Below are 14,421 nucleotides of genomic sequence, written 5' to 3' on the forward strand. Positions count from 1 at the left end.
GCGAAGACCAGCCTCCAGCACCAGCTCACCGGCGCCGCCGTCAACCTCATCCGCATCAACGCCTGGCTCACCGACACACCAAGAGCCCGCACCCGCACCAGCCCCCTGACAGCACTCCGCCCCGCCGCATAACGACGGGGCGAAGCAACCAGGCCCGAATTCACCAACAGCATCCGGCGGGGGCCGGGCACCTTCACGCTGTGATGTCCTTCGTCGTGAAGCGCGCCCAGGCGGCGGAGCCGAACACCGCCGCGTACAGCGCCTGGAGCCCGAGATTGTCCAGCACCTCGTCCCAGTACACCGGCTCGCGCAGCAGGTCCGCGAAGGACAGCCAGTAGTGCGGGAAGAGGTACGGGTGGATCGCGTGCAGCTGCGGGATCGTGTCCAGGATCTGCACCGTGATCAGCAGCCCGACCGTCGCCGCCATGGCCGCGATGCCGCTGTTGGTGAGCGTCGAGACGAACAGGCCGATCGCCGCGAGCCCGGCCAGCGAGGCCGCTACGACGGCCGCGATCAGCGCGGCCCGTAGCAGGCCGTCCCCGAAGCCGATCCGCGTACCGGAGATCGTCGTGACTTCACCCAGCGGGAAGAGCAAGGCCCCGGTGACCAGCGCCGATACGGCCACGACCAGGGTAGCGACCAGGCAGAAGACCATGGTGGACGCGTACTTGGCGAGCAGCAGCCGGGTACGTCCGGCCGGGGCGACCAGCAGATAGCGCAGCGTGCCGGCGTTCGCCTCGCCCGCCACCGCGTCGCCCGCGACGACGCCGACGGCCATCGGCAGGAAGACCGGCAAGGTGGCGGCGAGCGCCGCGAAGACGAGGAAGAGCCCGTTGTTCGTGATCTGGGTGAGGAAGGCCGGGCCCGCGCCGCCCCCTTCGCCGCCTCCGCCGCTGACCGGCGAACCGTCGCTCGTCTCGATCTTCACGGCGATGCCGATGAGTACGGATACGGCGGCCAGCACCGCCAGCAGCGCGAGCGTGCGCCAGCGCCGGAAGGTGATCGTCAGCTCGGACCGGAAGAGGCCGAGGAAGCCGAAGACGCTGCCGGCGGGCACCCTGAGACCGAGGCCGTCGACGGCGAGCTGCCCGCCGCGGAAGCGCTTCGTGAGCCCACGTGTGGCGATCACGGCCTCACTGTCCACGGCGGACAACTCCTCCATCCCCGCTGTGCCTTACTTGGCCGCGTTGGCGGCCTGGACCAGCGCGTCCTTGGTGACCGCGCCGACGTACACCTTGCCGTCGTCCGTCATCAGGGCGTTGACGAGACGGGTCTTGAAGACCGTGCCCGAGCCGAACTCGCCGGACACCTTGTCACCCAGCGCGTCCATGAACTCCGCGGCCTCCGGCGGCACGTCGCCCTTCTCGGGCGCCTTGAAGCCGGCTTCGCCGCCGGGGGACGAGATCTCGGCGACCGTGGTCCAGCCCTTGCCGATGACGTTGAGTCCCTCGAAGTCCTTCAGCTCGTCCTTGCCCTTGAAGTCCTTCTTGAAGTCCTTCTCGTGGGTCTTCAGTTCGTCGGCCTCGGTCACCTTCGCGCCCTTGGGCGGGCTGAACCTGAAGGTGTCCACGGACGGCTTCGCGAAGTCGACCTTCGTGAAGCCCGCGTCGATAGCGGCCTTGCCGCCGCTGCTCGGCGTGAGGGTGAACTTGAGCGGTACGCCGTTCTCGGCGTCGACCGCGATCCGGATGGACCCGATCGTCGAACCGGACTGCTTGGGCTTGATGAGCAGTTGGTACGCGTCCCGGCCCGCGACCTGCGCCGTACCGTCGACCGTGACCGATGTGGTGTCGTCCGCGGCCTTCAGCGCCTCCTCGGCCAGCTCCTTGGGGGTCGTCGGAACGCCCTCGGGCAGCTTCTCGCGCTTGCCGGAGTCCTCGCCCGAGCCCTTGCCCGAGCCCTTGCCCGAGTCCTTGGCGCCGGCGGGTGCCTCGGCGTGGAAGGCCTCGTTCGAGGCACTGTCGTACGCCCAGACCTCGCCGGCATTGTGAATCAGGCTGTACTCCGCGGCGTTGCCCAGGATCGAGACCCGCTGCTTGTCCGGGCCGTCGGCCGCGACGCGCAGTGTGTGCGTACCGGAGGCGAGTTCCATCAGCTTGGCCTGCGGGTCGGCCGACGAGCCGTCGCCGCCGGTCTCGCCCTTGGGCATCAGGCTGCCTGCCATGCCGCCGAGCGAAGGAATGCCCAGGTCGGTGTTGATCTTCACGGTGCCGGAGAGCTGCTGGGTGTCCGAGGCCGCGATCTTTTCGATCAGCTGCTGAGCAGTGATCTTCGGCAGATCGGGGTCGCCGGAATCGGCGAGCGCCGGGACGAGCCCGATGGTCGCCGCCGCCACCCCCGCCACCGCGACCGGGACGATGTAGCGCGCCGCCTTCCGGCGCCCCGCGGCGAAGTTCCTGCCCTCGGTGGTCTGTGCGCTGTCGTTCGGTGCCATGTGTGCCCTACCTCCGTGGTTGGCGGCCGTCGTCCAGTTGCACTCGTCCACCCCGCGCCGCCATTCTCACCCGAATTGGTGGGGAGTGGTGGTCCCAATCTGACCAAAACGGCGGGCAGGAAGCGTCAGCCCCGGGGATCAACTCCATCTACTGCTCCGGGATGACAACCGGCGTCGGCGCCTCCACCATCAGAGAGCGGAGACGCCGATTGCCCCTTGCATCCAGTTACCGCGGTTGCCACCGTTTCCGCGGTTGCCGCTACCGCTGGATGAAGACGTAGTACGCCTGATACGGAACGGCCGTCGACGTGCCCGCCTCGCAACTGCCGGCCGGCGCGACGCCGCCCACCGTGTTCAGCCGCAGGATCTCGGTGGTCTGCGCGAGGAGCCCGTGCTTCTCGCCGGACTGCTCAGCCTGGAGGTCGAGTTCCGGGATGTTGCCCGCACCGTTCGCGCTCTTGCTGATGAGCGAGCCCGTGACCGCGCTGTGGTCCGGGGCGATCCACTGCGGCGTACCGGAGTTCGGCCGTACGAAGGAGTGAGCGATGTCGCCGGCGAGTACTGCCCGTACGTCACGCTGCTGGAACGAGCGCTTGCCGTCCGTCCCCTTCACGCACGCGTAGATCTGCTTGCCCTTGACGACCGGCGACTGGAAGTTGTTCAGCGCGCGGTCGAAGTCGAAGCCATTGGTGACCTTGTGGAACTGGCCGCGCACCGCGCCGGCCGGGAACTCGGCGGTGTGCAGGTTGGCGTAGAAGCTCGTCGGGTCGGCCTTGAACGCCTTGAGCAGCGCCGCGTCCGCGACCTCGACCGAACCGGTCGCGGTCCGCGCCTTGCCCTTGTCCTTGCCGTGGCCCTTGCCCTTGTCGTGGCCGAGCTGCTTGGTGAAGTCGGCCTTGATGCCGCCGTTGACGCCCTTGCCGCCCTGGTGGATGTGGAGCGCGGTCGGCTCGCCGGTGCCGCGCCACTCCACGGCGAACGACACCGTGCTGCCCTTGACCTTGACGAATTCCAGCGCGACGCCGTCCCGGTCGCCGAGGGCGGGCCCGCCCTCGACCGGTACCTCGTTGGCGCCGGTCAGGCTGGCCACGAAGAACGACGCCCCCGTGCCGCTGCCCCTGCCACTGCTGCCCCTGTCGGCGGCAATGGCCGGAAGGGCGGCGAGAGTGACGCCCGCCGCTGCCGCGACCGCCGTGATGCCGATGAGGACGCCGCTCTTACGCCTGCGAATCTTCGCGATCCAGCCCATGACCGGACATCTCCCCGTTCCAGTGCCGCCGCCCCCTGCGTCGGCTTCTGGGCATGAATACGGAGCGGATGCGATTCCGAACTCAACGCGACAATGTGACCTGAGTCACATCTCTCGCTCCTACCCGGCGCGGTGCACCACCGCGTCGCACAGCTCCTCCAGAGCCGACTTCGCGTAGCACTCGGGCAGCGGCGCCAGCGAGGCCCTGGCCTCCTCGGCGTACCGGATGGTGTCGCGTCGCGCCTGCTCGAGGGCCGGGTGCGCACGCAGACGCCGCAGCACCTCGGCGAGCCTGGCGTCGTCCGTGAGGTCGCCGTCCAGCAGCTCGCACAGCTCGACGTCGTCCGGGCGCCCGTGCTCCGCGGCCTGCGCGCGCAGCAGCAGTACCGGCAGCGTGGGGATGCCCTCGCGCAGGTCCGTGCCCGGCGTCTTGCCCGACTCGTGGCTGTCGCTCGCGATGTCGAGTACGTCGTCGGCCAGCTGGAAGGCGGTGCCGAGGCGCTCGCCGTACTGCGTGAGGATGCCGACGACGCGCTCGTCGGCGCCCGACATCATCGCGCCGAAACGCCCCGATACGGCGATCAGCGAGCCGGTCTTGCCCGCAATGACGTCCAGGTAGTGCCCCACAGGGTCCTGGCCCTCGCGGGGACCGGCCGTCTCCAGGATCTGGCCGGTGACGAGACGTTCGAACGCCTCCGCCTGGATCCGTACGGCCTCCGGACCCAGGTCCGCCAGAATGTGCGAAGCGCGCGCGAAGAGGAAGTCGCCGGTGAGGACCGCGACCGAGTTGCCCCAGCGGGCATTGGCGCTGGCGACCCCGCGGCGTACGTCCGCCTCGTCCATCACGTCGTCGTGGTACAGCGTCGCCAGATGCGTCAGCTCGACGACCACGGCGGAGGGCACGATGCCCGGCGCGTGGGGGTCACCGAACTGCGCGGCCAGCATGACCAGCAGCGGCCGGAACCGCTTGCCCCCGGCCCGGACCAGATGCTGGGCGGCCTCCGTGATGAAGGGCACCTCGCTCTTGGTGGCGTCGAGCAGTCCTTCCTCGACGGCTGCCAAGCCGGTCTGGACATCGGTCTCAAGAGCCTGGTCCCGCACGCTCAGTCCGAACGGCCCGACGACGGTCACGAGGGTCACTCCTGTCTGCTGACGATCACACGGATTGTCGATGTGTCGCTGCCTTCACTCAAGTCAGCGTATCCGGTCGCCTTTCGATCACAGTGAGCGCCTTCCCGTGGCCCTGAGCACAGCCCGATGTGCCCGGTATGCCTCTATCGCCCCATGCAGGCATAAATAGTACCTTCATCCCGCGACGCCGTGTCCGATGCCCCGCCCGACGGCGAGGCCACCGAACCACCCGCGCGCCCACCCGCCCCGAGGACGATCACGCCTCCTTCGGACAGCCCCGCGGACTGCTGACGCCGTCCGGCCTGGAGGCCTGGGAGCCCCGCGCGTCCGTCCCCAAAGGGCGCCAAGCCGGAATTCCCCCTCCAGCAAGGCCTTTTCGGACATTGCGAAATCTTTTGGCACTGCCCTCCCAGGCGACACCCACGTAACGTGTTGTCCTCCACGACCTGGAAAGCGAGGCAGCACCGATGCCCGAGCAGAGCCCGCTCGACCTGGCCGAAGGCGACCTCTTCGGCCCGCACAACCTCCCCTACGGTGTCTTCTCCACCGCGGACGAGCCCGAGCGCCGCCGTGTCGGTGTCCGTATCGGCGGCCATGTGCTGGACGCGGGGGCGGCAGCGCTCACCCTGGGCTCTCCGTACGCGGCGCTGCTCGCCCAGCCGACGCTCAACCCGCTGCTGGCGGCGGGGCGTACCGCTTGGCGCGACGTACGCCGGGCGCTCACCGCGTGGGTGACGAGCCCGGCGCACCGCGCCGACATCGAGCCCCTGCTGCACCCGGTCACGGCGGTCACGCTGCACCTCCCGTACGACGTCGCGGACTACGTCGACTTCTACGCGAGCGAGCACCACGCCACGAACGTCGGCAAGATCTTCCGCCCCGACGGTGACGCGCTGACCCCCAACTGGAAGCATCTGCCGATCGGTTACCACGGCCGGGCCGGCACGGTTGTGGTGTCCGGTACGGACGTCGTGCGCCCCAGCGGCCAGCGCAAGGCCCCGGTGGACCCGGCCCCGGTCTTCGGCCCTTCGGTCAAGCTCGACATCGAAGCGGAGGTCGGCTTCATCGTCGGCACGCCTTCCACTCACGGCACGCCGGTGCCGCTGGCGGACTTCCGGGAGCACGTCTTCGGCCTGTTCCTCCTCAATGACTGGTCGGCGCGGGACATCCAGGCGTGGGAGTACGTGCCCCTCGGCCCCTTCCTGGGCAAGTCCTTCGCCACATCCGTATCGGCGTGGGTGACCCCCCTCGAAGCGCTGGACGCGGCCCATGTGGCGCCCCCGGCCCGCGACTTCCCCCTCCTCCCCTACCTGGACGACTCCAACGAGGAGGAGCCCGGCGGCTACGACATCCGCATCGAGGTGAAGATCAACGGCGAGGTGGTTTCGTCTCCGCCCTTCTCGACCATGTACTGGACGGCGGCCCAGCAGCTGACCCAGATGACGGCGAACGGTGCGTCGCTCCGTACGGGCGACCTCTTCGGCTCCGGCACGGTCAGCGGCCCCGAGGTGAACCAGCGAGGCTCCCTCCTCGAACTCACCTGGAACGGCCGCGACCCGATCGAACTCGCCACGGGCAAGCGCACGTTCCTGGAGGACGGCGACGAGGTGACGATGACGGCGTGGGCACCGGGCCCGCACGGCACGAGGGTAGGCCTGGGCGAGGTAACGGGCCGCATCACCCCGGCGACCTAGCCCTGCGGGGACCGGAGGGGGGACCGGGGTGCCGCTGCCCCGGGTGCGGGGCGCGGGGCCGGAGTGCCCCTGCCTCGGGTCCGGGGTGGCAGGTGGTCAGGGCCGGGGCGCCGCTGCCCGGGTGGCCGGGTCGCGGGACCGGGGTGCGGGACCGGAGTGCCGCTGCCCCGGGTGCCGGGGTGGGCGGGTGCCCAGGGCCGGGCGCGGGCGTGGGGTGCCGCTGCGCGGGGCTTTCCCCACCCCGCCCCTTCCCGAACCGGGGGCAAGCCCCCAGACCCCCGGACGCCCTCCGGGCATGTCCTCAAACGCCGGACGGGCTGAATGGTTACCGCAACCAAATCCAGCCCCTCCGGCGTTTGAGGAGCGGGGTCTGGGGCAGCGCCCCGCGCGGCGGAGCCGCAAAGTGTCGCAGCGGGAAGGGGCAGCGTACGGGGTGGGGCAACGCCTCCCTACGCCGGGCCGGACAGTTCCGGCTCGTCCCAGTCGGGTTCCGCGTCCCAGTCCCATTCCGCCGCGTCCGCATCGGCAACCGGTGCCGCGGACACCGCCGCCCTGGCCGGGGCCGCCGATCCGACCGCCGGGTCCGCCGCGCCCACCGGAGCCACCGGAGACGCCGCAGCCACCCGGGCCGCGGGAGACGCCGAGGCCGACGCGCCAACCCGGGCCGCGGGAGACGCCGGGGGCGTTGCGCCCGCCGGGGCCGTCGGCGCCTCCACCTCCGCCCCGTCCAGCGAGGCCAGCACTCCCAGCACTCCCTCCCCGTACGTGGCCAGCTTCTTCTCGCCGAGGCCGGCGATGCCGCCCAGGTCCGCCACCGATCCCGGCCGCACCGTCGCGATCTCCCGCAACGTCGCGTCGTGGAAGATCACGTACGCCGGTACGCCCTGCTCCCGCGCCTGCTCCGCGCGCCACGCCCGCAGCGCTTCGAAGACCGGTACCGCCTCCGTCGGCAGGTCCGCCTTGGCGGCGGCCGACTTCGCCTTGCGCTCGCCCTTCGCGGAGGCGGAGCGCGCGGCCGGCACCGTCTTCGCCTCCTTGCGCAGGCGCACCTCACGCTCCCGGCTCAGCACAGAGGCGCTCTCCTCCGTCATCACCAGCGTGCCGTACTCACCCTCGACCGCCAGCAGCCCCTGCGCCAGCAGCTGCCGTACCACGCCCCGCCATTCCGCCTCCGCCAGCTCCTCGCCGATGCCGAACACCGACAGCTGGTCGTGGTCGAACTGGATCACCTTGGCCGTCTTGCGGCCCAGCAGGATGTCGATGATCTGGCCCGCTCCGAACTTCTGCCGCCGCTCCCGCTGCAACCGCACCACCGTCGACAGCACCTTCTGCGCCGGCACCGTCCCGTCCCACGTCTCGGGCGGATTCAGGCACGTGTCGCAGTTGCCGCAGGACGGCGCACCGGGCTCCTGCCCGAAGTACGCCAGGAGCTGCGCCCGCCGGCACTGCGCGGTCTCGCAGAGGGCGAGCATCGCGTCCAGATGGGACGCCGCGCGCCGCCGGAACGCCTCGTCACCTTCCCCGCCCTGGATCATCTTGCGCTGCTGCACCACGTCCTGGAGGCCGTACGCCATCCATGCCGTCGACGGCATGCCGTCACGCCCGGCACGGCCCGTCTCCTGGTAGTAGCCCTCGACCGACTTCGGGAGGTCCAGGTGGGCGACGAACCGCACGTCCGGCTTGTCGATGCCCATACCGAAGGCGATGGTCGCGACGACTACCAGCCCCTCCTCCCGCAGGAACCTGGACTGGTGCGCCGCGCGCGTCCCCGCGTCGAGCCCCGCGTGGTACGGAACCGCCTCGATGCCGTTCCGGCAGAGGAACTCCGCCGTCTTGTCCACCGAGTTGCGCGAGAGGCAGTAGACGATGCCCGCGTCCCCCGCGTGTTCCTCACGCAGGAACGACAGCAGCTGCTTCTTCGGGTCCGACTTCCCCACGATCCGGTACTGGATGTTGGGGCGGTCGAAGCTCGCCACGAAGTGCCGGGCCTCCGGCATCCCGAGGCGTTGCGTGATCTCCCGGTGCGTGGCGTGCGTCGCGGTCGCCGTGAGCGCGAGCCTCGGCACCTCCGGCCACCGCTGGCCCAGCACCGACAGGCTCAGGTAGTCCGGCCGGAAGTCGTGGCCCCACTGGGCCACACAGTGCGCCTCGTCGATCGCGAAGACGGAGATCTTGGCGCGGGACAGCAGGTCCAGCGTCGCGTCCAGACGCAGGCGCTCCGGCGCCAGGTACAGCAGGTCCAGCTCCCCGGCCAGAAACTCCGCCTCCATCGCGCGCCGCTCGCCGAAGTCCTGCGTGGAGTTGATGAACCCGGCCCGCACACCGAGCGCCCGCAGCGCGTCGACCTGGTCCTGCATCAGCGCGATGAGCGGAGAGATCACGATGCCCGTGCCTGGTCTGACCAGCGCCGGGATCTGGTAGCACAGCGACTTTCCGCCGCCGGTCGGCATCAGCACGACGGCGTCCCCACCCGCCACCACATGCTCGATGACCGCCGCCTGCTCGCCGCGGAACGCGTCGTACCCGAAGACGCGGTGCAGCGTCTCCAGGGCGTCGCTCCGCGTCACCTCACCGGCCTCGGCCATGCCACCTGTCCCGTCCATCGCTCTGTCCCCCGTACGTACCGTGCCCGGCTCCCCACGATAGGGGCACCCACTGACACCACCGCCCAAAAGCTGCCGCCCGGCACCCCTACGAGGAGGGACACCGGGCGGCAGCACCCACACACCAAGGTTCAGCGGACGAAGACTCCCGCCTGGCCGGCCAGATCCAGGAAGTACTGCGGCGCGACACCGAGCACCAGCGTCACCACGACGCCCACCCCGATCGCCACCGTCGTCAGCGGCGACGGCACGGCGACCGTCGGGCCGTCGGCCTTCGGCTCGCTGAAGAACATCAGGACGATCACCCGGATGTAGAAGAACGCGGCGATCGCGGACGAGATCACACCGACCACGACCAGCGCCCCGGCCCCGCCCTCGGCCGCCGCCTTGAAGACCGCGAACTTCCCCGCGAATCCCGACGTCAGCGGGATTCCGGCGAAGGCCAGCAGGAACACCGCGAAGACCGCCGCCACCAGCGGCGAGCGCCGCCCCAGCCCCGCCCACTTCGACAGGTGCGTCGCCTCGCCGCCCGCGTCCCGCACCAGCGTGACCACGGCGAAGGCGCCGATCGTCACGAAGGAGTACGCCAGCAGGTAGAAGAGGACGGACGAGATGCCCTCGGGCCTGGTCGCGATCACACCGGCCAGGATGAATCCGGCGTGCGCGATCGACGAGTACGCGAGGAGCCGCTTCATGTCGGTCTGGGTGACCGCGACGATGGCGCCGCCCAGCATGGTGACGATCGCGATGGCCCACATCACCGGACGCCAGTCCCAGCGCAGGCCCGGCAGTACGACGTACAGCAGCCGCAGCAGGGCGCCGAAGGCGGCCACCTTGGTCGCGGCGGCCATGAAGCCGGTGACCGGGGTCGGAGCGCCCTGGTAGACGTCCGGGGTCCACATGTGGAAGGGGACCGCGCCGACCTTGAAGAGCAGGCCCATCAGGATCATCGCGGCGCCGATCAGGAGCAGCGCGTCATTGCCCATGGTGTCGGCCAGCGCCGGGTCGATCTGCTTGACCGTGCCGTCGACGACGCTCGCGATCCTGGCGTACGAGACGGAGCCCGCGTACCCGTACATCAGCGCGATCCCGAAGAGCAGGAACGCCGACGAGAAGGCGCCGAGGAGGAAGTACTTCACCGCGGCCTCCTGCGACATCAGCCGCTTGCGGCGGGCGACGGCGCACAGCAGGTACAGCGGGAGCGAGAAGACCTCCAGCGCCACGAACAGCGTCAGCAGGTCGTTGGCCGCCGGGAAGACGAGCATCCCGGCGATCGCGAAGAGCAGGAGCGGAAAGACCTCGGTGGTGGTGAACCCGGCCTTCACCGCCGCCTTCTCGCTCTCACTGCCCGGTACGGACGCGGCCTGGGCGGCGAACGAGTCGACGCGGTTGCCGTGCGCGTCCGGGTCGAGCCTGCGCTCGGCGAAGGTGAACACGGCGACCAGCGAGGCCAGCAGGATGGTGCCCTGGAGGAAGAGCGCCGGGCCGTCGACCGCGATGGCGCCCTCCGCCGCGATCTGCGCCTTCGTCGTGCCGTACCCGCCGGCCGCGAGCGCCACGACCGCCGCGAAGGCGGCGGCGACGGCGACGACCGACAGGAACAGCTGCGTGTAGTACCGCGCCTTGCGCGGCACCACCGCCTCGACGAGTACGCCGACCACGGCCGCGCCGACGACAATGAGCGTCGGTGACAGCTGGGCGTACTCGATGTGCGGGGCCGTGAAACCGCCGTCGGCGCCGGGCGCCGCGACCGTCGCCCACAGGCTGTGGACAGCTGATGCGCTCACTTGGCCGCCTCCGCCTCAATCTCGGGGGTGGGGTCCGTTTTCCGGACGTCGTTCATGGTGTGCTGCACGGCCGGGTTGACGATGTCCGTCAGCGGCTTGGGGAAGACGCCGAGGAGCAGCAGCAGCGCGATCAGCGGGGCGACGACCACCAGCTCACGGGCCTTGAGGTCGGGCATGGTCCGCACCTCGGCCTTGACCGGGCCCGTCATCGTCCGCTGGTAGAGGACGAGCGTGTAGAGCGCGGCGAGAACGATGCCGAGGGTGGCGATGACCCCGGCCACCGGGTACGCCGCGAACGCGCCGACCAGTACCAGGAATTCGCTGACGAACGGTGCCAGGCCCGGCAGGGACAGCGTCGCCAGGCTGCCGACCAGGAACGTCCCGGCGAGCACCGGGGCGACCTTCTGCACACCGCCGTAGTCGGCGATGAGCCGCGACCCGCGCCGCGTGATCAGGAAGCCGGCCACCAGCATCAGCGCGGCGGTCGAGATCCCGTGGTTGACCATGTAGAGCGTCGCGCCCGACTGGCCCTGGCTCGTCATCGCGAAGATGCCGAGCACGATGAAACCGAAGTGCGAGATCGAGGCGTACGCGATCAGCCGCTTGATGTCGCGCTGACCGACCGCGAGCAGCGCACCGTAGACGATGCTGACCAGCGCCAGCACGATGATCACGGGCGTGGCCCACTTGCTGGCCTCCGGGAAGAGCTGGAGGCAGAAGCGCAGCATCGCGAAGGTGCCGACCTTGTCGACGACCGCCGTGATCAGTACGGCGACCGGGGCGGTCGCCTCGCCCATGGCGTTGGGCAGCCACGTGTGCAGCGGCCACAGCGGCGCCTTCACGGCGAACGCGAAGAAGAAGCCGAGGAAGAGCAGCCGCTCCGTGTTGGTCGCCATCTCCAGCTCGCCGCTCGCCCGCGCCTCGGCGATCTCCGCGAGCGAGAAGCTCCCGGCGACCACGTAGAGACCGACGACGGCGGCCAGCATGATGAGCCCGCCGGCCAGGTTGTAGAGGAGGAACTTGACGGCGGCGTACGAGCGCTGGGTGGCCGCCGCCCCGTCGGTGCCCGCGTGCGCCCGGTCCCCGAAGCCGCCGATGAGGAAGTACATCGGGATGAGCATGGCTTCGAAGAAGATGTAGAAGAGGAAGACGTCGGTGGCCTCGAAGGAGAGGATCACCATCGCCTCGACCATCAGGATCAGGGCGAAGAAGCCCTGGGTCGGCCGCCAGCGTGACGACTTGGTCTCCAGGGGATCGGCGTCGTGCCAGCCCGCGAGGATGATGAAGGGGATCAGCAGCGCGGTGAGCGCGATCAGCGCGACGGCGATGCCGTCCACGCCCAGTTCGTACCTGACCCCGAAGTCCGGGATCCAGGCGTGGGATTCGGTGAGCTGGTAGCGGTCGCCGCCGGGCTCGAAGCGGACGACCACGAGGGCCGCCAGTACGAGCGTGGCGAGCGAGAAGGCCAGCGCCAGCCACTTGGCGGCCGTGCGGCGCGCGGCGGGCACGGCGGCGGTCAGGATCGCACCGACCGCCGGGAGCACCGCCGTCGCTGTGAGCAGGGGAAAGGACATCGTGATCAGACCGCCCTCATCAGCAGGGTCGCGGCAATGAGGATCGCCGTACCGCCGAACATCGAGACCGCGTACGAGCGGGCGTAGCCGTTCTGCAGTTTGCGCAGCCGGCCGGAGAGCCCGCCGACCGTGGCCGCCGTTCCGTTGACCACGCCGTCGACCAGGGTGTGGTCGACGTACACCAGCGAGCGGGTGAGGTGCTCGCCGCCACGGACCAGGACGACGTGGTTGAAGTCGTCCTGGAGGAGGTCGCGCCGGGCGGCGCGGGTCACGAACGAGCCGCGCGGGGCGACGACCGGGACGGGCTTGCGGCCGTACTGGAGGTACGCGATGGCCACGCCCGCCAGCAGGACGGCGACCGTCATGCCGGTGATCACCGGGACGCTGATCGGCGGGTGCGGGTGATCGAACTGCGTCACCGGCTCCAGCCAGTTCACGAACCGGTCCCCGATGCTGAAGAAACCGCCCGCGAAGACCGACCCGAAGGCGAGCACGATCATCGGGATCGTCATCGACCTGGGCGACTCGTGCGGATGAGGCATCTCACCGGGGTGCACCTCGATGCCGGGCTCGACACTGGCCGTCTTGTCCGGGTCGGGGGCGGGCTGCCAGCGCTTCTCGCCGAAGAACGTCAGGATCATCACGCGCGTCATGTAGTACGCCGTGATGCCCGCGCCCAGCAGCGTGACCGTGCCGAGGATCCAGCCCTGGGTGCCGCCCGAGGCGAACGCCGCCTCGATGATCTTGTCCTTGGAGAAGAAGCCGGACAGGCCCGGGAAGCCGATGATCGCGAGATAGCCGAGCCCGAACGTCACGAACGTCACCGGCATGTACTTCCGCAGGCCGCCGTACTTCCTCATGTCGACCTCGTCGTTCATGCCGTGCATGACCGATCCGGCGCCGAGGAAGAGGCCCGCCTTGAAGAAGCCGTGCGTCACCAGGTGCATGATCGCGAAGGCGTAACCGATCGGGCCGAGGCCCGCCGCCAGGATCATGTAGCCGATCTGCGACATCGTGGAGCCGGCCAGGGCCTTCTTGATGTCGTCCTTCGCGCAACCGACGATCGCACCGAAGAGGAGCGTGACCGCTCCGACCGCCACGACGGCGGTCTGCGCGTCGGGGGCGGCGTTGAAGATCGCGCCGGACCGGGTGATGAGGTAGACGCCGGCGGTCACCATGGTGGCGGCGTGGATGAGGGCCGAGACCGGGGTGGGGCCCTCCATCGCGTCACCGAGCCACGACTGGAGCGGCACCTGTGCCGACTTGCCGCACGCGGCCAGCAGCAGCATCAGCCCGATGGCCGTCATCTTGCCCTCGGACGTCTCCCCCGTCGCCTCCAGGACCGGCCCGAAGGCGAAGGTGCCGAAGGTGGTGAACATCAGCATGATCGCGATGGACAGGCCCATGTCACCGACGCGGTTGACGATGAAGGCCTTCTTGGCCGCCGTCGCCGCGCTGGGCTTGTGCTGCCAGAAGCCGATGAGCAGGTACGACGCCAGACCGACGCCCTCCCACCCGAAGTACAGCAGCAGGTAGTTGTCGGCGACGACCAGCAGGAGCATCGCCGCGAGGAAGAGGTTCAGGTAACCGAAGAAGCGGCGCCGGCGCTCGTCGTGCTCCATGTAGCCGATCGAATAGATGTGAATCAAGGTGCCCACACCGGTGATCAGCAGCACGAACGTCATCGACAACTGGTCGAGCTGGAACGCGACGTCACCCTGGAAACCCTCGACGGGAATCCAGCTGTAGAGGTGCTGGCGCATGGTCCGCGCCTCGACGTCGTACCCCAGCATCGCGCCGAACAGCACCACACCGACCACGAACGAGGCCGCCGCGAGGGCCGTGCCGATCCAGTGACCCACACGGTCGAGCCGCCGCCCGCCGCACAGCAGGACCGCCGCTCCGAGCAAAGGCGCTGCGACGAGCAGCGCAATCAAGTTCTCCACGAT

Annotated in this window: 9 protein-coding genes; 1 reads left to right on the forward strand and 8 read right to left on the reverse strand. The window is 69.9% G+C overall.

Going from position 1 to position 14,421, the window contains the following annotated elements:
• Nucleotides 1-193 precede the first annotated feature (193 nt).
• The 4 genes from J7E91_RS24010 to J7E91_RS24025 all read right to left on the reverse strand — a co-directional run bounded on the left by J7E91_RS24010 (nucleotide 194) and on the right by J7E91_RS24025 (nucleotide 4,814).
• Entirely contained in the window at nucleotides 194-1,057 is an 864-nt protein-coding gene (locus J7E91_RS24010; RefSeq protein WP_308377015.1) for an ABC transporter permease, read from the reverse strand.
• A gap of 117 nt (nucleotides 1,058-1,174) precedes the next feature.
• A complete protein-coding gene (locus J7E91_RS24015) occupies nucleotides 1,175-2,434 on the reverse strand; it encodes a DUF2092 domain-containing protein (protein WP_214908212.1) in 1,260 nt (419 codons plus the stop codon).
• 259 nt (nucleotides 2,435-2,693) lie between these two features.
• The gene (locus tag J7E91_RS24020; protein WP_214908214.1) at nucleotides 2,694-3,683 is read right to left on the reverse strand and encodes a CHRD domain-containing protein; all 990 of its coding nucleotides are present in this window, start codon (nucleotides 3,681-3,683) and stop codon (nucleotides 2,694-2,696) included.
• A 120-nt stretch (nucleotides 3,684-3,803) separates the two neighbouring features.
• A complete protein-coding gene (locus J7E91_RS24025; RefSeq protein ID WP_214908218.1) occupies nucleotides 3,804-4,814 on the reverse strand; it encodes a polyprenyl synthetase family protein in 1,011 nt (336 codons plus the stop codon).
• Between the two features lie 467 nt (nucleotides 4,815-5,281).
• On the opposite strand from J7E91_RS24025, the gene fahA reads away from it, so the two are divergent.
• Nucleotides 5,282-6,508 (forward strand): fumarylacetoacetase, encoded by a 1,227-nt coding sequence (gene fahA, locus J7E91_RS24030; protein WP_214908221.1) that lies wholly within the window; start codon nucleotides 5,282-5,284, stop codon nucleotides 6,506-6,508.
• A gap of 449 nt (nucleotides 6,509-6,957) precedes the next feature.
• Here the strand turns inward: fahA and recQ are convergent, their stop codons facing one another.
• The 4 genes from recQ to nuoL form a co-directional block, all read right to left on the reverse strand.
• Nucleotides 6,958-9,111 carry a DNA helicase RecQ gene (gene recQ / locus J7E91_RS24035; RefSeq protein ID WP_214908222.1) on the reverse strand — a complete coding sequence of 718 codons (2,154 nt, stop codon included), beginning with the start codon at nucleotides 9,109-9,111 and terminating at the stop codon, nucleotides 6,958-6,960.
• A gap of 131 nt (nucleotides 9,112-9,242) precedes the next feature.
• Nucleotides 9,243-10,898, reverse strand: a complete 1,656-nt coding sequence (gene nuoN / locus J7E91_RS24040; protein ID WP_214908224.1) for an NADH-quinone oxidoreductase subunit NuoN — start codon at nucleotides 10,896-10,898, stop codon at nucleotides 9,243-9,245.
• Entirely contained in the window at nucleotides 10,895-12,472 is a 1,578-nt protein-coding gene (locus tag J7E91_RS24045) for an NADH-quinone oxidoreductase subunit M (protein ID WP_214908226.1), read from the reverse strand. The genes nuoN and J7E91_RS24045 overlap by 4 nt, the downstream gene beginning before the upstream one ends.
• A 5-nt stretch (nucleotides 12,473-12,477) precedes the next feature.
• Nucleotides 12,478-14,418, reverse strand: coding sequence for an NADH-quinone oxidoreductase subunit L (gene nuoL / locus J7E91_RS24050; protein WP_214908228.1), 1,941 nt, complete (start codon nucleotides 14,416-14,418; stop codon nucleotides 12,478-12,480).
• Nucleotides 14,419-14,421 lie beyond the last annotated feature (3 nt).

The sequence above is a fragment of the Streptomyces sp. ISL-99 genome (assembly GCF_018614005.1).
GTDB classification, from domain to species: domain Bacteria; phylum Actinomycetota; class Actinomycetes; order Streptomycetales; family Streptomycetaceae; genus Streptomyces; species Streptomyces flavidovirens.